The following is a 21,974-nucleotide window of genomic DNA, read 5'->3' as shown; positions in this document are numbered from 1 at the left end:
CGGGGGTGCACCTGTACCGTCGATCATTGTTGCTCCCTTTATAAATAATTTTTTAAATGGCCCCTGTCCTTCACCGGGCTTTCGTTCTGGTGCGGGTTTAATGCTCATAATGTTGCATACCTCCTAATAAATTTTTTGGGGGATTCTTCCCTTCAAGCTGTCCTTTGACCTATGAACCCCCGGACATCTCTATCTATAAATGGGAGCATTCCAGAAAAAATACAACCTCGGGATTAAATGTTTTAGTACATCCGCCATAACGCTATGACAACTAGCAATATTTTTTAAACTTTTCTGTCAATTTGGTAACGCTTTCTAACATATACTAAATAAATTGGAAGGATTGGTGCGATGAACAAGGTAGAAGCAATCAAGTAAACGGAGAGTTATCTGAAACAAGATAGAACGTTTGATTTGAGAAATTACCCCACAAGGGTAAAATACATCCGTCAATGTTAAAAAATCCCTCATCACGGTCATACATTGCCGGACGAGGGACTCATTTATCCATGCTGGTATACACCGCATGTTCATTCATTAAAAATCCATGCTTAAAGCAGCCATTAAATTTTAACGGCTGCTTTGGTCTTAGGCAAGATGCACAATAATATCTGTATCCTGCCATTTATTCAAATCTGACTCTTCATTTTCTTTGCCAGTAATCAGGTGGTTAATTTGTTTAGGTTCTGCTACCTTGTGGAGTGAAATACCACCCATTTTAGTATGGTCGGCTACTACAATAATTTTTTTTGCTGCCTTTATCATACCTCGTTTTGCAGGTACCAGTTGTTCATCAAAATGTGTTAAACCTTTTTTATGATGTAAGGCGGGAGTGCCAATAAAGGCTTTATGAACATGAAGCGTACTCAGCACTTCATCCGTTATCATTCCATTTAGCATATAACTGTCAGGAAATAACTGCCCACCAGTTACAATAACCTTGATAGACTTTGCAGATCTTAACCTGGCTGCAATATTTATATCGTTGGTCACGACAGTGAGATTATCCTTATCTAAAATTGATTCCGCAATATGCAATGTTGTCGTCCCTGAATCAAGGATGATATTGTCACCATCTTCAACCATTTCCGAAGCAACAGCACCAATGCGCTGTTTCTCTTCAAATTGGACGGATTCACGTTCATGAAATGATGGTTCCGATGATACGTCTTCATTAAGTACGACACCACCATGTGTACGATTCACTAAACCATCTTGTTCCAATGTTGATAAATCCCGTCTAATCGTTGCTTCATGAACCTTGAACTGAGTAGCCAGTTCTGATACTGTTGCAACTTGATTTTGTTTAACGATTTGAACGATTTGATTCTGCCGATTTAATGCAAGCATTGATAAAAACTCCCCATTAATTACTGCTTTTATTGAATTAATTTTATACTAAAAATTTAATAGAGGCATGGTTGTTGCATTTAATTGGCTTCAGCTACTTCAGGATCATCCTCTTTGAAGTCCGCGGGGAGTGTAATGAATTTTGTCAACAAAGCGCTTACAAAGTATAAAATTGCGAGCACCCACATAACACCGCCATTACCAATCGGACCAATCAACAAACTGACAATTGCCGGTCCAACAAACGTTGGAAGGCCTGCTCCCAAATTCAGCACTGACATCGCGGCACCCTTTTCAGTCTTGACTAATGATGGAACTAGAGCTGATAACGGCACATAAGCGGCAAGTAAAGCCCCCCAAATGATGCCAATCGTTCCTACAAGCCATACATTGCCAACAAACCAAGCTGGAAAATAGTACAAACCCAATGTTGTAATACCGCAGCCAATGCCACCAAACCACATGACTGTATTACGCCAGCCAAACTTATCTCCAACAACTCCAAAAATCAGATTAAAAATAATATTACTGGTGAATATTGTGCCCCAAATGGATAGCCAAGTGCTTGTCGGGATCCCATAGTCTGATAAGTATATGGGAAGGAACACTGGAAAAGCAAATTGGGCAGTGGTATTTATTGTTCGTACAATACCCCCCAAAAGCACTTTGGGCTCTTCTTTCATAATAGTAATACCTTTACCAAGTTCCTTCAACTTTTCTTTTGGTGATTGATCGGAATGTCGTTCTAATTTATCCCGATTGAATACCAAAGCGAATAATGCTCCGAGCAACACCCAGAAAACAGATGTCCATAATGTACCAACATTGCCGAAAAGTTTGATTGCTATTACGGAGTAGTATGCGCCAAGTACATTTAAACCACCTGTAAATACGAACCAAAACCAACCAACTGCTGTTCCAAGTTGATGCTTTTCCGCACGGTAGGCAATCCATACTAAAAAAGAATATGCAAACAATGGATAACCAAAACCCCGAAGCGCATATGTCGGTATCATCCAGACTAAATCTAAACTGGAAATTCCAAAACTAATAAATGCTGAAGTACCAATTAAATAAAGCAACAGTCCTGATAGCATTGCCTTTTTTGTTCCAAGTATTTCAACTAAAACACCGGAAAACCATGAAGCAATAGCAACTGTTACACCATATGCTGTATACAATAAGCTTGTTTGTTGAACCGACATTCCCTGGTCGTGCAGCCAGGCGCTTAACCAGCCGATTTCAAGCCCATCACCCATCATAAAGATGAGGACACCTAAGTATCCCCATGCAATTTTAGACGGAATGCCCAAACGTTCTGTCCAATTCAGCCCCATGTTTATACCTCCTTCTTTTATCTACCATTTGAATTCTAAAATTGCTTTTTTCCAGCCCTTGTGTTCAGTTGTCCGGTCCATCGCGTCCTTTAAGCCATCCACGTTTTCAATCGAATCATGCTGGTCAGGTAATAATTTTGATAATGTGTTTTGGTAATCAGCATCCCGGAAAAGCAACATTAATTGTTTAAAGTCATCAGATGTGCTCCGGGAAGTCCCATAAATTTTCAAACCTTTTTCCAGGACATCGCGGGTATTAATTGGGACACGCTCTTCTGATACCCCCATTAAAACAAGTCTCCCTTGCGGCTCGATCAATTCAATAGCTTGATTAATAGCACTTTCACTAAATTTGCCACCTGTACATTCAACTACAGTTGTTACCCCACGAAAACTACTGAAGTCAGATTTTTTGACATTGAAAGTGGTTGCAAAATCAAAGTGCGCTAATTTTTCGTCTATAGCACCAAAGACGATGAGATTGGACCGCTCGATTTTATATACATGCGACAACATCGCAGCTGTCAAGTAACCAAGAGGTCCATCGCCGAACACAGCTACCTTCCCGTCATCCAGTTCTTCGCCCACATTTCTGAGCGCTTGGTAAGATACGGAATTTAACTCCGCTAAAACTGCGATATCATCAGGTATCTCATCAGGTATGGGAGTGACATTTTCACCAGGCAGCACTAAATATTCTTGGCCAATCCCATCAAAGCCACTGCCTAAAAAGACACTATTTTCTGAGTAGTTATCCGCAACATCTCTTCCCTCAGGATTTTCGCTGTCCGGCTCTATTAATCTTCCGGGGATGTTGGGTACAATGACGACACGTTGACCTGAATAAACACTATCATTTTTTGAAGTGACTACTTTACCAATTCCCTCATGGAATAGAGCCATAGGTAATTTACGCTCTAAAGCCTCTTTACGGCGTTGACCGGTATAATAACGCAAATCGGCATGGCAGATACTTACCATTGAGGTCTTAACAACTACCTCCCCTTCGTTTACATGATGCTTTAAAGTCGTTTCTTTAAATTGCCATGGTTCCGTTAATTGATAAGCTCTGGATTCTACGATGTTTTCCTTATTCACTTAACCATCCCTCCATGTTGACTATTGATCAATTATGTTTCTTTATGTTCATTTTTATACATTAGCAACACATATGTCAATAGAAATGAACAATTTTATGCTTGTTTGTGTTTGTTAATGCTCTTGATTGTTTGTTTAATTTCTATTATGATAGATTAAAATCGCTTACATTGGAGGCCTTAATATGACCTACTCAATTGGCATAGATTATGGAACAGAGTCGGGAAGAGTATTAATCATAAATAACGACAATGGTACCATTCATGGATCCAGTGTCATTCCATATTCCCACGGTGTTATTACCGAAACGTTACCGATAGAAGATAAGACACCTTTACAATCTGATTACGCTTTACAGTATCCCGGGGATTATCTGGATGTTCTATATACAGGAATTCCTCAAGCAATGCAAAAAGCCAATATATCCAAAAATGAATTATCCGGAATCGGCGTTGATTTCACATCATCAACTATGGTAACAACAGACACAGATTTAGAGCCGCTCTGCTTTAAACCTGATTATATAAATCGACCTCATGCCTGGGTTAAACTCTGGAAACATCATGGTCCAAATGAAGAAGCTAAAGAGTTATTTAACAAGGCAATTCAGGAAAAACACGAATGGATGAGGCGTTATGGCTTTAACGTATCACCTGAATGGCTCATACCAAAATGCCTGGAAACAATCCATGATGATGAACGTTTATATGATGAAGCAGATTTATTTTTGGAGGCCGGGGACTGGATAGTGAGTTTGCTAACAAATGATGTCGTAAGAAGCAATTGCTCTCTTGGCTTTAAAGCTTTTTGGAACGAGGCCGATGGTTTCCCTGAAGACTTTCTAACGAGCATGCATCCCAAACTTGGGCAAATGCTTCACACGAAACTCCAAGGACGGGTCGGAAAAATCGGCGAGTGCGCTGGTACCTTATCATCAAAAATGGCCAATGAATTGGGATTACCACCAGGACTAGCCGTTGGAGTTGCTATAATTGACGCTCATTCAGCTATCCTTGGTGTCGGTGCTTCGCAATCCAACCAACTTACTATGGTGATGGGAACATCGACTTGTCATATGATGCTAAATAATAAGGAAATTCAAGTTCCTGGTATTTCCGGAGTCGTTAAAGATGGGATCATCCCTGGCTTGTATGCCTATGAAGCCGGACAATCCGCTGTAGGAGATCTTTTTGGATGGTATACGGAACAAGTTCCGCAAGATTTTTGTGACGAAGCAAAGCAAATGAATATGTCTGTTTTCGACCTTTTGGAAAAACGAGCAAGTCAAAAATCGCCCGGGGAATCAGGTTTAATCGCCCTTGATTGGCACAATGGCAACCGCTCAGTCTTATCAGATGCTGATTTGACAGGATTACTTGTCGGCCTAACCTTTCATACCAAACCTGAGGATATATACCGCGCTTACCTGGAGGCCACAGCATTTGGGGCGAAAATCATTATTGACAATTATCAAAATTGGGGGCTTCCTATTGAAGAGATATTTGCTTGTGGCGGGCTTCCACAAAAAAATCCTTTGCTGATGCAAATTTATGCTGATGTCTTGAATACCGATATTCATGTATCATCCTCTGACTACGCCCCCGCTATCGGTGCAGCGATATTAGGGGCAGTTGCTGCAGGCTATAAAGAAGGAGGCTATAACCACCTCGAAGATGCTGTTTATAACATGAAGCAACCTTTCCAGAAAACCTATCGTCCCATTAAAGAAAATGTGCAAAAATACGAAAACATGTATAACATGTATAGACAGCTTCATGATTACTTCGGTTATAAACACAATAACTTTATGAAACAATTAAAAAGTTTCCATGAAGATGCTGTCGCCAATTAGATAGGGTAGACAAAAAAGGACGAGGATGCCTATTCCCCGTATTCGTCCAGAAAACAGCCAATGATTTTGGTGTACTGCCTCCACTCTGGTCCAAGAGTGCACTTACTCCTTTAGCGTTTTAAACTTTTTCAAATTGAATTCGGGATTTCAACTCTTCAGGAAATGAAAATCACCGAAAATCAAAAACATCCGCTATATGCGGATGTTTACATTTGGTTATTTTGCAGTTGCTCGATCCATTCCTGAAGCAGTTCAATTTCTTGCTTTACTTCTGCATGATTCATTAAGTAGTCAAAGTCAACAGACATATAATTGCTTGCTAATAGATTCAAGCCTTCAATTCTTCCAGCTTACTTTTCGCTTCATTAATATTCATTTTATCGCCTATAAAAACGAGATAAAATTTTAGTTTCTATAGGATCTTTAGGCCGGACACGTCCACGCTTTAAATTTTGTGATTGTATCTTTTTCGTTGCTTTTATAACCCCAATTCGGTTTCCTATTGAATTTTTGGCAACCCTTTTTTCGATGTCCTTTAATTTTAGAGTGGTCATTTGGTTATCACCCTTTTTCGTCGTCATATACATAAACCTACTTTCAAGCAGATTATATGTATAGCTTACTCTTATTGAAACATATATATTCGAAATTCTACAGTTCTGTTACACATCTTCCCAATAGGGCGGGATTTATGTTGCTTGTTTGCGAAAGCTTGGGAATCCAGAAAATAACAGGCACCGTTGCATCTCCCTTCCCGCAAACTTCGGATATTTCTTGTACTTCTTGAAAAACCATATGTTTTTCTGCGCGCCATATACATCGGTTCACTCCCCTGTTACGTCTGTCAGATAATTCTAACTGTAAGTATTTACAAGGGTGAAAATTTTGACTATAATTGAATATACTGAACTTGAATACGTATTCAAAGGAGGAAATCTTATGACAAAGTATTTAAAAACAGGAAAAAGTGAACAAGAGCTAAAAGAGGCAAGTTCAAAAGTACAAGAGTCTGTAAGCACAATAATTAAAGATATTGAAGAAAAAGGAGACGAAGCAGTCCGTGAACTATCAATGAAGTTTGATAAATGGTCTCCAGAAACCTTTCGATTATCAGACGAACAAATAAAAGAAACCATAGATTCTGTAGATGAAACAGTGAAAAATGATATTCAATTTGCGCAAGAACAAATTCGTTATTTTGCGCAAAAACAAAAGGAATCTATGAGTGACATTGAGGTTGAGACCATACCTGGTGTTAAATTAGGCCATAAAAATGTACCAGTTAACAGTGTGGGCTGTTATATACCCGGCGGACGTTATCCAATGGTAGCTTCGTCACACATGAGTATTTTAACTGCTAAAGTAGCAGGTGTAAGAAGGGTTGTTGCTTGTACTCCTCCAATAAATGGCGAAATTCCAGCTGCAACTGTAACCGCAATGCATTTTGCAGGTGCAGATGAAATCTATATTCTTGGCGGTGTACAAGCAATGACTGCCATGGCTGTTGGAACTGAAGCAATTGATGCTGTTGATATGATTGTAGGTCCCGGAAATGCTTTTGTGGCAGAGGCAAAGCGGCAATTGTATGGAAAAGTCGGTATTGATCTATTAGCTGGCCCTACCGAAACCCTAGTAATTGCAGATGAAACTTCGGATGGTGAAATGATTGCAACAGACTTGCTTGGCCAGGGTGAACATGGCCCAACTTCTCCCGGTGCCCTAATTACAACATCCGAAAGCATAGCAGAAGATACCGTAAAAGAAATAGAACGTCAGCTTAAAGATCTCCCAACAGCAGACGTAGCGAGAGTGTCCTGGGAAGATAATGGAACAATAATAATTGTGGACAGTATCGATGAAGCGGTTAAAGAGGCAGACAAGTTGGCATATGAACATGTAGAAGTACTAACAGAAGATCCGGAATACTTTTTAAACAATATGACTAACTATGGGTCACTTTTCTTAGGCCCAGAAACAAACGTTGCTTATGGAGATAAAGTAATTGGTACAAATCATACCCTTCCAACGCAGAAAGCGGCAAAATATACTGGTGGGTTGTGGGTTGGAAAATTCCTTAAAACACTTACTTATCAAAAGGCCTCGCCGGAAGCAAGTGTTAAAATAGGAGAATATGCTGAACGGCTTTGTGAACTTGAGGGGTTTATGGGGCATAAAAGACAAGCTACTCTCCGTATTAATCGTTACAAACAAGATAATTAACCTTTAAACATCTTAACTATCTATATAAATACAGAAAAATCAATAATATGGAAGTTTTTCTTGCTTTTTAACAGAATACGTATTTAGGGTGAGATAAATGGTATCTTCACGAGATGTTGCAAAGTATGCTGGTGTATCCCAACCAACTGTATCCAGAGTTTTAAACAATCCAAGTAAAGTCAGTCAGCCGATCGTTGACAACGTTAGAAAAGCTATGAAAGATTTAAATTATAGACCAAATAATATTGCGAGATCGCTTGTAAGTAATCGGACGAAGACTATTGCATTAGTCTCAGGTCCATTACACAACCCTTTTTTTGTTGATACTACGACAGCAATTGTTAATTACGCTGCTTCAAAAGGTTACTATACAACCGTCCATTTTGAAAATCATTACGATAATATGAGTATTTATGAAACCGTATTAAGTCAACAAGTTGACGGTATTGTATTATCATCTATTTTTATAAACGATCCTATTTTCGATGAGCTAAAAGAATCAGGCAAGCCCTTCGTGATGTTTAACAGACGGCATGAGACAGGTGGTCATTTTGTTGAACTTGATAACCATCAAGCTGGTGTCATTGGTGCAGAACATTTAGTTTCACTGGGGCATAAAGCGATCGCTTGGATAGGTGGCACAACAGAAGCATCAACATTTCTTGGCAGACTTGAAGGATTTAGGGATAAGTTAAAGAACAATGGGATTCAGTTAAACAAAGATTTCATTTTGCAAACGGATACAACGGAAAAGGATATCCACCGCGCTATTCAACAACTTTTTTTAAGACGGAATAAACCTACTGCTATATTTGCTGCAACAGACTCAATTGCAATTTTTGTCATCGATTGTTTGCTAAAGATGGGATTCAGTATTCCAGAAGAGATAAGTATTTGCAGTGTTGATAATTTAGGGATTTCAGCACATGAGTCCTTACAATTAACATCCATTGGGCATAATTCCAACAAATCAATGGGGCTGATTGCCATTCAAAATTTGATAAAAATAATTGAGAATCAACGTAAGCTTGAAGATGAACAACAAATTACTTTGGAACCTGAACTTTATTTGCGACAAACAACTTCTGCCATTAAGCCATGAAAAATTCCGATGTCATTTTCATCGATTAATTTCTCATCATTCCTGAATACGTATTCAACAAGTTAGTGATTTTAAATACTCAGTTGAGGAAATGGCTGACTGAACAAAAAATGATCAGCATCAATTACTCATAAATGGTGATAGCTATGGAGATTAACATTTTCACAAGTGAATATAACACACAAATCCTAAATCAAAATAACTCCAAACTTACAGATATTTATTACCCATGTTTAGTTACAAATTGGGAAATTTCTTATCAAAGTTTTTTAAAAAAGCCTCGTACCCAAAAACGAATAATTTTCACTAACTTAATCAAGGGTGACAGCAGCTTCGGCAACAAAAATCCGACAAGCCATACTTTAACAGTGGAAAATCACACAGTGATGACAGCGACAATAACTGATCAGGAAGCACGTGCAAAGGCTAAAGAAATGCTGCGCAGATATTTCATACATCATGTACGAGTATGGAGTGTTCCCAAGATCAACTGTTTATCAGAAAACATAATATACTTTCCGTACACAGTCTTGTCCTCAAAGGGATCTCAAAAGAAGCAAAGTAAACTAATACTATACGAACCGGCTTCAAATTTAACAGATAAGTTAGAGAACTTCCCGGAAATTGAGCGGTTTTATCAGTTCCAACAAAGGGGGTGATTTAATGTCAATGCTCGCAGTTATAGCGATATTAATAATCTCAACTTGGATTGGGATGGCCTTTGTTCTTTTTAAAACAAAATTTTTAGATGATCAAGATTAATAACATTTAAGGAAATAGGGAAGGGGGAATTACCATTATGGACAATACAATTGTTATGTATTCCTGGATTTTTATTACAATCTTCTTAGGAGCCATGATTTTATTTGGCTGGCTTGGTATGAAAAAAACGCATTCCGCTGATGACTTCGCCACGGCCCGCTCCAGTTACGGACCATTTACGATTGCACTTGTTATTAGTGCTGGGATGTCAAGCGGATCGACATTTATGGGGATGCCGGGATTAGCTTATGAAATAGGAGCACCAAGCTTATGGTATCCATTGCTTTACCCCATTGCAACTGTCATTGGTTTACTATTTGTTGCTAAAACTATTAAAAAATACGGTGATGAATTTGGTACGAGAACAATTCCCGAGTTTCTGGGTGATCGTTTTAATAGCGAGTTTTTAAGAATTGTGTTAACCATTATATCAATTTTACTGATATTCTACGTCGTATCACAGTTCGTAGCAGCTGCCACAATGTTCCAAACAATAATGGGAATTGATTACAAAGCAGGGTTGATATTAACCGGTGTTGTATTGGCAATCTATGTATTTATGGGTGGGTCGCATTCAGATATTATGACAGATGCAGTTCAAGGTTTTCTTATGTTAATCATATCACTGACTGTTGTAGGGGTGTTTGTCTTCAGCGTAGGAGTTGATGGTGGTTTTGGTGATATGTTGAACACTATTAAAGAAAGGAATCCACAAGGTGGTTTTGATTCATTATTTCTCCCGGGAAATATAACTTATGGATCGTTTTGGTTAGTCGCTTTATTATTTGTCGCCCACATACCCTTTGGAATTTTACCACATCTTGGAAACAAATTCATGGCAGTCAAATCAGGGAAAGATATGAAGAAATTGATTATGTATTGTACATTAATTGCTACCACCTTACCACTAATGGGACTTGGAGGCATGCTTGGTATAGCAGCTGTTGGATACGATGCAAGCATTGCACCTGACCAAATTATACCAGTATTATTCAGTGAAATTTTTCCACCAATTTTAGCAGCGTTGTTATCAGTTGCAGTATTATCTGCGATAATGTCAACTTCTGATGGTTTAATTGTATCGCTGACCCAACTGTTAGCTAATGATATATATCGTAAAACAATTGTACCACGTACAGGGATTACAAAAGAAAAAGCGGAAAAAGTAGAACTGCTACTCAGCCGCTATAGCACTTTTGTAGTCATAATTGCCGCTATACTGATGGCGCTAAATCCACCAAAGTTTCTATCCGTGTTTATGTGGATTGGCATCGGAGGAATTGTTTCAGCAACTGCAGGACCTTTAGTTGTAGGTGCCCTCTGGAAACGGTCAACAAGAGGCGGAGCAATCACTTCTTTATTAGCAGGAACAATTGTTTATTGGGTAGTTTACCTGCCATTTGGATTTGACTTCTCAAACCCATTTGGTGCAGCAGGATTAGGCGTACTCATTAGCATGATGACCATGATTGTTTACACATTAACAATGACGCCACCAGTAACTGATCCAAAAAAAGAAGGAACAAGCTTTACCTGATAAAATAATGGATAAATAAAGAATGGTGTAATTTTTGCACTGTCTATTCATGCTTTAATAAACGAAGCTAATGCTCCAGATGAAATGACGGCTCGTTATTCTGACTAACAATTAAACGAGGAGTGATATTTTGAAGACACGAGCAGCTGTTTTACATGAAATGGGATTACCAACACCATATACTGAGAGCAAGCCATTAAAGATTGAAACTTTGGAATTGGATGATCCACAGCAAGGTGAAGTATTAATACGTATTCGAGCAGTCGGGCTATGTCACTCGGATCTTTCAGTTATCAATGGGAGCCGTCCCAGACCAATACCAATGGCTTTGGGACACGAGGCAACCGGAGAAATTGTTCAGATTGGAGAAAGGGTGACAGACTTTAAAAAAGGCGACCACATCGTATGTACGTTTATCCCAAGTTGTGGCCAATGTCTCCCTTGTAAAGAAGGACGTCCAGCATTATGTGAGCGCGGAGCCAAATCAAATAATGATGGTGAGATGCTGAATGGGGGCAGACGACTTAATTCAGAACAAGGAAAAATTAATCACCATTTGGGTGTTTCAGGATTTGCTGAATATGCAGTTGTTTCCACGAATTCAATTGTAAAAGTTGACCCGGAAATCCCATTCGAGCAAATTGCAGTATTCGGATGTGCAGTCATTACCGGGGTCGGCGCTGTGATTAACACTGCTCAAGTGAAACCTGGAAGCAGTGTAGCGGTTGTTGGGCTCGGTGGTATTGGTCTAAACGCAGTAATTGGAGCAAAACTTGCCGGCGCACGGGAAATCATTGCCCTTGATATTAATCCGGATAAATTTGATAAAGCCATACAACTAGGGGCGACAGCAGTTTATAATTCAAGTGATTCGGACGTGGTGGAAAAAATAAAAACAACAACCGACGGAGGGCTCGACTATGTGTTTGAAACTGCTGGAGCTGTTCCTGCAATGGAGGTTGCTTATCAAATTACAAAACGGGGAGGCACTACTACCACCACGGGACTGCCGCACCCCGAACATAAATTTTCTTTCCCGCAAGTAACCCTTACAGCAGAAGAACGGACTGTAAAAGGATCCTACGTTGGAAGTTGTGTTCCTTCCCGGGACATTCCAAATTTCGTCGAGCTTTTTAAGCAAGGAAGATTACCTGTCGATCACCTTCTATCCGATACACTCACGCTGGGTGAAATCAATGAAGGATTCGATAGACTTCAAAAAGGAGACGTTGCACGACTCGTTGTGAAAATGTAAAAAGCACAGAACTAAAAGTAAATCAAAATCACAAATTGTGTTCAAACAAATGGTAACTACTCATCCTGAGGGTAGTTGCCACTTGATTATCATTCGAAAAATTCCAGAGCGTCACTATGAACATAACTTCGACAGAAATATCCCACTATATTAAATGACCAACAGATTTATAAACTGTTGGTCATACGAGCCTATTAAAACATAAGTATATTCTCTATTCTTATCTATTAATTGATTATTTCTATATAAACTATGCTCAACTAAATAACGCAAAATTTCTTTCTCACAAAACAAATCCACCATACGTCAGAGTACCTAAAATCACAAAAGCTGGATGAACTTTGAAACGTTCCATTAATAAATAACTGGCAACTACAAGAAATGCTGACTGCCATATCCCAATACCTTCATATGATTCCACAAAGAACCGCCATGCCATTAGACCGAGCAAAATGGCAATGACAGGACGTACATATAATGTTAATCTTTTAACTTTCGGCGAATCCTTATATTTATATAAAATGCCCAACAGAAAAATCATCAGTATCAGAGAAGGAGCAACGGTCGCGAACACACCTGTGATTGCTCCCGGGATACCGCCTACCTCATAACCAATATATCCCGCCATTTTCGTGGCAATTGGCCCCGGCAGCGAATTTCCAAGGGCCAGAACTTCACTGAATTCCTGTACCGTCATCCATTCATAACGCTGGACAACTTCATTTTCAATCAGGGGAATAGAGGCAGGGCCTCCCCCATAACCTAGAACTCCAGGAATTAAAAAAGCAAGAAATATGTTCCAGTAAAGAATCAAGTTTGCTCACCTTCTCTTGAACGGCTAGAATCTCTTTTGAATAATGCCATGAGTATCAATGCGGCTATTACAATTCCGGGGTGCACACCTGTAAACTGCAAAAGTATCAAAACAATTGCACTCATTATAATGGTTTGTTTCCATCCCATTCCTTTACCCGCTTTTTCAAAAAACTGCCATGTCAATACCGCCAGCATCACACCGACGACGGGTATCACAGCGGCTGTCATTCCCTGTACCCAGTCGAAATCTCTAATGGAAGACAGTGACATCAGCAGAACAATCATTAAAATAATTGTCGGTAGGATTGTAGCAAATATAGCGTTAAGCATGCCCAATACCCCGGATACACGGTGGCCAATATAGCCTGCCAATTTTGTCGCAATCGGTCCAGGTAGTGTATTGCCCAATGCCAGTATGTCACCAAATTCCTCATCATTAACCCACTTATATTTATCCACCACTTCTTTATGAATAAGCGGAATCGAACCAGGGCCACCTCCATATCCAAGGATTCCCACCCGAAAAAAAGCAAGAAAAAGATGCAATTGATGCCGACTGTTATTCTGATTTTCTTCGAGTGGATTTTTATCCTTTACCAGCATGAAACTGCTCCATCAGTGCGCGACTCAGTACCACCTATGAGCACGCCGGTTTCAGTATCCCGCCATATGATTTGGCCTCTCCCGAAACTATTCGGTTCCAGCTGAATCGTTACGTCATGCATTTTTTCTGTCAGTCTTTGAGCTATATGATGAGGGAAGCGGTTTTCCACTTCTACTTTCCTGTCCTTATGCCATTGCCATCTCGGTGCGTCCAATGCTGCCTGTGGAGTCAGGTCAAAATCGATTGTATTCATAACAACCTGAACATGACCCTGCGGCTGCATGAAACCTCCCATAACCCCAAACGGCCCTACAGGCTGGCCTCCCTGACTCATGAATCCTGGAATAATCGTATGATAGCTTCTTTTACCGCCTGCTAATGTATTGACATGATCCGGATCCATAGAGAAATTATGACCACGGTTTTGCAGAGCGATACCCGTTCCCGGAACAACCAGCCCCGAGCCAAATCCCATATAATTACTCTGGATGAAGGACACCATATTCCCTTCATTATCTGCTGCAGCAAGGTAAACCGTTCCACTCAAGGCAGGTTCCCCAGCATCCGGGATTTGGGCAGTCTCTTCTACTAGCTGTCTTCGATACTGGGCATATTCTTCACTTAGCAAAAATTCCGGTGAAAACCGCATGTGCTTCTCATCCGTAATATGAGCCTGACCGTCGGCAAATGCTAGTTTCATAGCTTCAATTTGCTTATGGTAAGTATCCACCGATTCCTTTTCGTTGAATTCAAATCCTTTTAAAATATTAAGTGCCTGCAATGCTACAAGACCCTGACCATTTGGAGGAATCTCCCAAATGTCATATCCCCTGTAGTTCACGGATATAGGTTCAATCCACTCAGACTGATGGGACGCTAAATCGTCAGCAGAAAGGTATCCCCCATTTTGTTTGGAAAACGAACTGATTTCATCTGCCAGTTCGCCGCGATAAAACGATCCCGCATTTGACTCAGCGATTTTTTCCAACGTCCTGGCATGGTTTTCGGATGACCAAATCTCACCGGGTTCCGGGGCTCTTTCCTTGGGAGCAAAAGTCTTAAACCATTCTGAAAACATATCATCGGTCAAGTTTTCACGAAAAACATTGAAAGCCTTTTTCCAAAACTTACTTAATGTCGGAGAAACTGGAAAACCGTTTCTGGCATAATCGATCGCCGGCTGCAAAACATCACGAAACGGCAGCCTGCCAAACTTATCCGACAGTTCAGCCCATGCATCCGGAACGCCCGGAACTGTTACAGGAATCCAGCCATATTTGGGAATTTCCTGATGTCCTGATTCTTTTACACTATTGATTGAAATCGTTTCAGGAGAACGTCCGCTTCCATTCAGTCCATGTAACTTTCCCTTGGTCCAGACCAGCGCAAAAGCATCTCCGCCAATCCCGTTCGAAGTCGGCTCAACTACGGTCAAGCAGGCAGCTGTTGCAATGGCAGCGTCAATCGCATTACCACCCTTTTTTAAAATATCAAGCCCGGCTTGGGAGGCGAGTGGCTGGGAAGTAGCGACCATTCCATTCTTCGCAAAAGCTGAGTTTTTTGTGGATGGATATGGATAGTTGAAATGATTAAGTGTCTTCATTATCATCTTCCTTTCTTTAAATGTTTACCACTAGGAAGCACCCTTCTTAGTGGTCTTAACCCGCTCCTACTACTTATTACTTTTGTAATTACTGTATACACCATATACCATAGATAAAATAGCAAGTATAATCAATATTGCGGATAAAGGGCGTGTTAAAAATGTTGATAAAGGTTCCAATGAGATAGCCTGTCGAAAATTCGATTCAATCATCGGTCCGAGTATAATTCCCAATATAAAGGGCGGTAAAGGAAATTTGTTAACTTTCATCCAATATCCGATCAACCCAAATAATAAAAGGACCCAGACATCAAATATCCGATTATTGACAGCAAAACTGCCAAGTACACACAAAAGCAGGACAACTGGAACAAGATAATGAAATGGAACCTGATTAATTTTCAAGAATACTTTTATCCCCAGGCTTTGTACGAGGAGCATTAGAAACGCTGCTAAAAAGAACGAAATAAACACGCCATTGACCAGAACGGGCTGGTTTTCCATTAGCAAAGGTCCGGGCTGGATTCCATGGATCAGCAAAGCGCCAAGCATCATGGCAGTTACTGCATCGCCCGGAATACCGAATGCCAGCATGGGAACTAGTGCACCACCAACGGAAGAATTATTCGCCGACTCAGCTGCAATCACACCATCTTTAGTCCCTTTTCCGAATTTGGAAGGGTTCCTGGAAAACTTTTTTGCGATATCATAGCTTAAAATATTAGCAATACTTCCGCCAGCGGCAGGCAATATACCTACCAACGTCCCGACTAATCCTGACCTAATTACATTCCCTGCAGAACGCCACATATCTTTTACGACCTTTACCAACGGATAAGTAACATTTGAGGTATCATCAATCTTGAACGCCTGAGGGGGTTTTTTAATATCCTCCAGTAATTGAGAAAAAGCAAATAACCCAATAAGAACTGGTAAAAAGTTAAACCCCGCCAATAATTCGCTAAATCCAAATGTAAATCGCGGAATCCCCATCAGTGGATCAGAGCCAACTAGCGAAAACATAATCCCAAGGAATCCGGCAATTAATCCTTTTACGAGAGAACCCTCGCTCAAACTTGCTATGGCACTGACTCCAAATAGCATCAATGCAAACATTTCCCACGGCCCAAACTCAAGCGCCCACTCAGCTAACAGAGGTGCCATGAACATTAGTATGATTCCTGAAAAAATCGAACCAAAAAAAGATGACCATAACCCTATAGCCAACGCCTTACCAGGCTCTCCGTTTTTTACCATAGGAAATCCGTCGAAAGTAGTCGCCATAGCCGAGGGAGTTCCAGGTATCCCAAGCAAGCAGGCTGTGATAAGACCTCCGGCGCTTCCTCCTACTTGGACTCCCATCATTAAAGCGATACCATTGACTGGATCCATACTGAAACTGAATGGCAAAGTAAGTGCGACACCCATTGTAATGGTGAACCCCGGAATGCTTCCTGCAATAATACCTGCAATCACGCCTATTAAAAGTATCATAATTGTTTGTATGTTCAATATGGCTTCAAAACCTAACAGAATATTCTCTATCAATAGTTACCCCCCTCAGAAAAACACGCCTGTTGGAAGAAAAACAGAAAGCGCACCTTGGAAGACAAAGTATAGAATAGCAGTTAATACAATACTGCCAAGCAGGACAGCCCAAAGGTTCTGTTTGTTATCTGCCAACACGTGATACAGCAAATTCAAAAACAATATAGAAGATAGGAAGTAACCGATATATCCTAGAAGGAATACGTACAACCCAAATAATACAAACGTTAGAATAACTTTTTTATTTTCATAAAACATTTTTTCGAAATTGATGCCTGATTTAAATTCACCCTCCCGGACCATCCTGTATATGCTGTTCACCAACAAACAAAGGCCCAGAAAGGCAACTACACCAATTACAATATTAGGGAAAAGGTCCGCTTCTGTTTTGCCCAGATTTTTTTCAGTTATCAAGGAGGATCCATAATAAGCAAATGTAGAAAAAATTAAAATAGCTACAGCATTTAGAAGATCACGTTTTGCTCTAATCACTCAAAATCTCCTCTCCTATTCCTCCAGCAAGTTACTTTTTTCCAGAGAATCCTTCATGTCTTTCTCATTTTTCTCTAAAAATTCCACATACTCTTTCGTAGGTTTATAATTAACTTTCGTTCCCATCTCGTCCATTTTTGTTTGAAAGGTCTCACTGTTTGCAACTTCTCCCAGCGCATCACTTAATTTTTGAATTATTGCATCCGGTGTATCTTTTGGTGCAACAAGACCTCTATTTGTTGCCGAAACTGCGTCAATTCCTTGTTCTTTTAACGTTGGAACATCAGGTAAAACCTCGCTTCTTTCCTCACCGGTATAACCTAATAGTTTCATCTGATCATTTTCCAGATAATCCTTTCCTGCTATAACTGAAACACCACCCAAATCAACATCATTACCGACAACAGCTTTCATTCGTTTGGCAGTTCCATCATACCCGACAATATTAAAATCAATATCCGCTGCAGTCTCAATTAAAGCTGGTTCCAATTGGGAAGTTGAGCCAATGGATGCTGCATATGAAATCTTTCCCGGATTTTCCTTTGCATCTTCTACAACTTCCTTCATTGAATCCCAGGGACTGTCCGGATGCGTTGCAACTGCGTCGTATGTGGAAGTCATTAACGAAATCGGTTCAAAATCAAAATAGCCGAAGTCGGATTGTCCGGTAAGCTGCGACATAGCAACTGAATCATGAATGGAAAGAAGCGTGTAACCGTCATTTTTTGCATTCAAAACTTGTTGTGCACCGACGACACCGCTTCCTCCTGCAACATTTTTAACAACAACGTCAGTATCAAGAATGTTTTCCAACTCTTGTGCAATCAACCGATTAATAGCATCGGTGTCCCCGCCAGCATCCCAGGGCACCACTATCTGAATCGACTTATTTGGATAATTCTCTGCTTGAGCGTCTCCTTCTGATTGACCATCAGCCCCACATGCAGTTAAGCCCAAAACTGCCATTAAACAAAAAAGCCCAACACCAATAAATTTCTTCATAAAGTTCCCCTCCCTATATTTTTGAATGATAGGCAATCTCCACTCATAAGCTCACTTTTTCTGCCTAAGTTCTTAGATAATTTAGTTAATTGCGATTTATATTAATATACATAAAAATTAATCTTTAGTCAATACTTTTTAAACAAAAATTAATCATAAATATGAAATTGCTTACATATATACCATAATCAGGATTTTTCACCTCCATTTCGTATTTTAAGACGAGGGGCCTGAAACATGTCTCGTTCCTTATTCGACAAGAGAGCTTGTGCCCTTGGGAAAGCAGCAATATGGGAATTATTTGTAATACGGAGCTCTTCGACAGCAGTGGCATACATATGAAAATAGTTCAACATGTTCAGGTAACGAGTGAAACAGTCATTTCCATCCGTTCTTAGTCATGAATTTTGAAAAGAGCCTCCACAATATTTTTTTGTATTTTTGATCGAATACCTGCCTTCGGACCGAAATAGGGTTATATCTATTATATGGGGTGAAAACATTATTAATAAGGTGATTGATTTATAGAAGACCAGAAAGTTCACTAACGTTTATTGAATACAATATAAAAAAGCATAATACCATCTTGGTACTATGCTTTGCATTGTATTAGACCTATCAAAATAGCGTAGTGAGAAATTGCAGTTTAACTTATCTCTCATCCAAATATTTCACTACACCCGGATGCAAATTTTCCTTCTCCAGCCCTTCTACCATAGTATCTTCATTGAAATTAGATAATACGGAGTCTACCTCTTCCAGTTCGTCCCGGTTATCCATAATTACTTTCGTTATACGATGTGCCAGATCCTCCGGAACTTCACTGCTCATGACAAGGTTGGTATAAGAACCAACAGTATCCACTGGTTCATCCTGGCCATCATACGTTCCTGCTGGCATTTCCATAGGTACAATCCCTGGAACTTCCTCTTGTATATATTCCTGGACATCAGGTTCAATTTCAACAAAGTTAATATCGTCCTGAGCATTCAGTTCCATAATAAATCCTGAAGGTGCTGCTGTCATTCCAATGGCTACGTCAGCATGACCATCTTTCACCAGACCTGTCATGTCAGAATAGCCAGTATAAGAAACACTCCCGCCATTTTCGCGGATAGAATCATATGAGATATCATGATAATTCAATATCTTTTCCACATGTTGAACTGTGGCATAAGATGCTTCTCCAGGTAAAATATCTTTATCACCAAAGTCTGCATAGGAATCAATTTCACTGTCTGCAAGTGTAACTGTCTGTAAATGAGATTTGTAGAGGGATAGGAATGTATTGACATTTTCCATTTTACCATCTTCTTCAAAAACTCCTGTTCCAGTTAATCCTGACATTACATCATTGGTAAAGGCATACCCTATTTGAGCATCTCCATTCTCAACTAACTTGATATTTTCGTAGCCGCCACCTTCATTTACTGTGACATTTAAGCCAGGTATTTCCCGCATTAGTATTTCAGCAATCCCTGCAGCTGTATTATACCACCCACCGCCGATTGGTCCAGATGAAATAACAATGTTAGACATCTCCAGATCTTCTCCACCAGATGATGATTCAGCTTCTTCTGAGCCACCACAAGCTGCCAAAATAATTGACATAAGTGCCAAGAATATGAAACCTAGCAACTTTTTCATTTTTGTCCCTCCCTCAATAAATTAAGATTTTCTTAGAATTCCTTCGTTTTTCTCCCGATTTCTTTTGAATTATTGAAGCCCATAGCGGCCCTGTATCCTTTTAATGACAATTAAGGATATATATGGAATTTACGGGTTATACCGAATACGCTTTAATGGGTAATTTCCATTAAATGGATAATAAATCTTATAATCGCACCTTGGATCTCCACGTTTTCATGGCGGTGGACCCTCCCATGTCTCTCGGCGTCTATGCGCGCAAATTCCTTCGTTCGACCTGACCATGGTGGATGCCGGAAATGCTCCTATGGCGGGTCTATGCCCTAACGGATGAAATACCGACCGGCTAATCCGTGCTTCAGTTGTCAAAAGATGGTTCAAAACGATAGTTGTACGTCTTACTAAGCGGCTTCCTGTAATGTCGTAATCATTGGGATGTCACGCATCATGCGCTCTTCACTGAACGTACACTTCCGTGTACCTAATACGTAAAAGATCTTGATGAGTTTTCTGCTTAATGCGATAAACGACTGTTTTCCTGTCAGCGGATTATCGGATCGATGACGATAATAATGGTGCAGCTGCTTGAAACCTTCATTGTGCAGGGATAATGGCCGTGCCACTTGATAAAGTAAGCTTCGCAGCCTCTTTCGTCCTCGTTTGGTGATCGTCGTTTGGCCTTTGAACATCCCTGATTGATTCAGCTTTAAATTGAGTCCCGCTAATTTAATGATTTGGCGTGGATCCCGATAATTCGATAAATCACCAACTTCGGCGAAAAAACCAGCCACTGTTATGGCACTGACGCCTTTAATCGCTATCATCTGATCAGCTCCAGGGATATGAAGAACAAGGTCTTCCAGTTGTGCTTCAAGAGCGATAAGACGTTCTTCAAGAGCCTTATACTGATCAATCAAATAACGGATTTCCTGACGTCCCATGCGTAATCCCACGGTAAGGCCAACACTGTCTTCGGCCGCCAGTTTCAAATTCTGAATACGTTTGATGCCCACACCACGTTTGGCAGCCCGTTTGACTTCCAGAAGCAAATCTTCTTCCGAAGCTTTACGGATATCTTCCGGTAAATAGCCTCTTTCCAATAGGTGAAGGGCAGCTTTACCGGTCCAGTCCTTAAAGACATCAAGAAACTCCGGGAAGTATCGATCAAGCGCATTATGCATTTGGGCTTTGATCGAGGACATATCCTCCTGGATCATGTCATAGAGTTTCATGCCTTCACGTAATTCAGCGTACACATCCTCCGGTAATGTCGGCTCATGATAACGTCCGTCACGTATGATCTGAGCAATGACTTTGGCATCTTTTGTATCATTTTTTGTTGGGGAATCATCATCCATTTCTTTGGATCGTTTAACCTTCATCGGATTGACGACAACGACGTGAATACCCTGAGCTTTCAGGTAATAAGCCAGATTCAGCCAGTAATGGCCAGTTGGTTCCATTCCAATGATGATGTTGGGACGCTCGTATTGATCGGACAAGCTTTCAGACCATTCAATGAGGTTTGAAAATCCCTGCAGTGAATTGGTGAATACCAGCCGTTTGACGAGGTCGCGCCCCCGATCATCTATCGCACGGGCCACGTGTTTGCGTTTCGCTATATCAACCCCGATAATCAGTGTTTGTTCATTGATTTGCGCTAAGCGATTATTTTGTGTAAAATCCATTGTAGAAGTCCTCCTTCGGTACTAAATTCGAGGTCATTGCAATGACACTCTCTATCGTACC

General features: G+C 40.3%; 17 protein-coding genes. 5 read left to right on the top strand and 12 right to left on the bottom strand.

Annotated elements, in window-relative coordinates; all coding sequences use genetic code 11:
* Positions 1-588: 588 nt before the first annotated feature.
* The 3 genes from VK080_RS01450 to VK080_RS01440 form a co-directional block, all read right to left on the bottom strand.
* Positions 589-1,350: a DeoR/GlpR family DNA-binding transcription regulator gene (locus tag VK080_RS01450; RefSeq protein WP_324223029.1), complete on the bottom strand. Its 762-nt coding sequence runs from the start codon at positions 1,348-1,350 to the stop codon at positions 589-591.
* 80 nt (positions 1,351-1,430) lie between these two features.
* Positions 1,431-2,687: an MFS transporter gene (locus tag VK080_RS01445; RefSeq protein WP_324223028.1), complete on the bottom strand. Its 1,257-nt coding sequence runs from the start codon at positions 2,685-2,687 to the stop codon at positions 1,431-1,433.
* Positions 2,688-2,708: 21 nt separating this feature from the next.
* On the bottom strand, positions 2,709-3,785 hold the full coding sequence (locus tag VK080_RS01440) for an alcohol dehydrogenase catalytic domain-containing protein (protein ID WP_324223027.1): 1,077 nt from the start codon (positions 3,783-3,785) through the stop codon (positions 2,709-2,711).
* Between the two features lie 184 nt (positions 3,786-3,969).
* Between VK080_RS01440 and VK080_RS01435 the strand changes: the two genes are divergently transcribed.
* A complete protein-coding gene (locus VK080_RS01435; RefSeq protein WP_324223026.1) occupies positions 3,970-5,637 on the top strand; it encodes a ribulokinase in 1,668 nt (555 codons plus the stop codon).
* 206 nt (positions 5,638-5,843) lie between these two features.
* Here the strand turns inward: VK080_RS01435 and VK080_RS01430 are convergent, their stop codons facing one another.
* Positions 5,844-5,969 carry a hypothetical protein gene (locus VK080_RS01430; RefSeq protein WP_324223025.1) on the bottom strand — a complete coding sequence of 42 codons (126 nt, stop codon included), beginning with the start codon at positions 5,967-5,969 and terminating at the stop codon, positions 5,844-5,846.
* A 607-nt stretch (positions 5,970-6,576) separates the two neighbouring features.
* On the opposite strand from VK080_RS01430, the gene hisD reads away from it, so the two are divergent.
* The 4 genes from hisD (at position 6,577) to VK080_RS01410 (ending at position 12,513) form a co-directional block, all read left to right on the top strand.
* On the top strand, positions 6,577-7,857 hold the full coding sequence (hisD, locus tag VK080_RS01425; RefSeq protein ID WP_324223024.1) for a histidinol dehydrogenase: 1,281 nt from the start codon (positions 6,577-6,579) through the stop codon (positions 7,855-7,857).
* Between the two features lie 97 nt (positions 7,858-7,954).
* Positions 7,955-8,959: a LacI family DNA-binding transcriptional regulator gene (locus VK080_RS01420; RefSeq protein WP_324223023.1), complete on the top strand. Its 1,005-nt coding sequence runs from the start codon at positions 7,955-7,957 to the stop codon at positions 8,957-8,959.
* A 799-nt stretch (positions 8,960-9,758) separates the two neighbouring features.
* Entirely contained in the window at positions 9,759-11,258 is a 1,500-nt protein-coding gene (locus tag VK080_RS01415; RefSeq protein ID WP_324223022.1) for a sodium:solute symporter family protein, read from the top strand.
* 130 nt (positions 11,259-11,388) lie between these two features.
* Positions 11,389-12,513 (top strand): zinc-dependent alcohol dehydrogenase family protein, encoded by a 1,125-nt coding sequence (locus VK080_RS01410; protein WP_324223021.1) that lies wholly within the window; start codon positions 11,389-11,391, stop codon positions 12,511-12,513.
* A gap of 283 nt (positions 12,514-12,796) precedes the next feature.
* On the opposite strand, the gene VK080_RS01405 is transcribed toward VK080_RS01410, so the two are convergent.
* The 8 genes from VK080_RS01405 to VK080_RS01370 all read right to left on the bottom strand — a co-directional run bounded on the left by VK080_RS01405 (position 12,797) and on the right by VK080_RS01370 (position 21,913).
* The gene (locus VK080_RS01405) at positions 12,797-13,324 is read right to left on the bottom strand and encodes a chromate transporter (protein ID WP_324223030.1); all 528 of its coding nucleotides are present in this window, start codon (positions 13,322-13,324) and stop codon (positions 12,797-12,799) included.
* On the bottom strand, positions 13,324-13,932 hold the full coding sequence (locus VK080_RS01400) for a chromate transporter (RefSeq protein ID WP_324223020.1): 609 nt from the start codon (positions 13,930-13,932) through the stop codon (positions 13,324-13,326). Before VK080_RS01400 ends, VK080_RS01405 begins: the two co-directional genes overlap by 1 nt.
* On the bottom strand, positions 13,923-15,536 hold the full coding sequence (gene ggt, locus VK080_RS01395) for a gamma-glutamyltransferase (RefSeq protein WP_324223019.1): 1,614 nt from the start codon (positions 15,534-15,536) through the stop codon (positions 13,923-13,925). The genes VK080_RS01400 and ggt overlap by 10 nt, the downstream gene beginning before the upstream one ends.
* Positions 15,537-15,605: 69 nt before the next feature.
* Complete coding sequence (locus VK080_RS01390) at positions 15,606-17,084, bottom strand: tripartite tricarboxylate transporter permease (protein ID WP_324223018.1); 1,479 nt, start codon at positions 17,082-17,084, stop codon at positions 15,606-15,608.
* A 12-nt stretch (positions 17,085-17,096) separates the two neighbouring features.
* On the bottom strand, positions 17,097-17,576 hold the full coding sequence (locus VK080_RS01385) for a tripartite tricarboxylate transporter TctB family protein (RefSeq protein ID WP_324223017.1): 480 nt from the start codon (positions 17,574-17,576) through the stop codon (positions 17,097-17,099).
* 15 nt (positions 17,577-17,591) lie between these two features.
* The gene (locus VK080_RS01380) at positions 17,592-18,578 is read right to left on the bottom strand and encodes a tripartite tricarboxylate transporter substrate binding protein (RefSeq protein WP_324223016.1); all 987 of its coding nucleotides are present in this window, start codon (positions 18,576-18,578) and stop codon (positions 17,592-17,594) included.
* A gap of 651 nt (positions 18,579-19,229) precedes the next feature.
* Positions 19,230-20,225, bottom strand: coding sequence for a TAXI family TRAP transporter solute-binding subunit (locus tag VK080_RS01375; RefSeq protein WP_324223015.1), 996 nt, complete (start codon positions 20,223-20,225; stop codon positions 19,230-19,232).
* 401 nt (positions 20,226-20,626) lie between these two features.
* Positions 20,627-21,913 carry an IS110 family transposase gene (locus VK080_RS01370; RefSeq protein WP_324223014.1) on the bottom strand — a complete coding sequence of 429 codons (1,287 nt, stop codon included), beginning with the start codon at positions 21,911-21,913 and terminating at the stop codon, positions 20,627-20,629.
* Between the last annotated feature and the right edge of the window lie 61 nt (positions 21,914-21,974).

This window comes from Lentibacillus sp. (assembly GCF_035301925.1).
In the GTDB taxonomy this organism is placed as follows: Bacteria; Bacillota; Bacilli; order Bacillales; family Amphibacillaceae; genus Lentibacillus.
The sequence above is the reverse complement of the archived record's forward strand: the minus strand, read 5'-3'. Positions and strand labels throughout refer to the sequence as shown.

Coding starts and splice junctions, on each gene's coding strand:
- VK080_RS01450 (WP_324223029.1), bottom strand. CDS start 1,350: ATGCTTGCATTAAATCGGCAGAATCAAATCGTTCAAATCGTTAAACAA.
- VK080_RS01445 (WP_324223028.1), bottom strand. CDS start 2,687: ATGGGGCTGAATTGGACAGAACGTTTGGGCATTCCGTCTAAAATTGCA.
- VK080_RS01435 (WP_324223026.1), top strand. CDS start 3,970: ATGACCTACTCAATTGGCATAGATTATGGAACAGAGTCGGGAAGAGTA.
- hisD (WP_324223024.1), top strand. CDS start 6,577: ATGACAAAGTATTTAAAAACAGGAAAAAGTGAACAAGAGCTAAAAGAG.
- VK080_RS01420 (WP_324223023.1), top strand. CDS start 7,955: ATGGTATCTTCACGAGATGTTGCAAAGTATGCTGGTGTATCCCAACCA.
- VK080_RS01415 (WP_324223022.1), top strand. CDS start 9,759: ATGGACAATACAATTGTTATGTATTCCTGGATTTTTATTACAATCTTC.
- VK080_RS01400 (WP_324223020.1), bottom strand. CDS start 13,932: ATGCTGGTAAAGGATAAAAATCCACTCGAAGAAAATCAGAATAACAGT.
- ggt (WP_324223019.1), bottom strand. CDS start 15,536: ATGAAGACACTTAATCATTTCAACTATCCATATCCATCCACAAAAAAC.
- VK080_RS01380 (WP_324223016.1), bottom strand. CDS start 18,578: ATGAAGAAATTTATTGGTGTTGGGCTTTTTTGTTTAATGGCAGTTTTG.
- VK080_RS01375 (WP_324223015.1), bottom strand. CDS start 20,225: ATGAAAAAGTTGCTAGGTTTCATATTCTTGGCACTTATGTCAATTATT.
- VK080_RS01370 (WP_324223014.1), bottom strand. CDS start 21,913: ATGGATTTTACACAAAATAATCGCTTAGCGCAAATCAATGAACAAACA.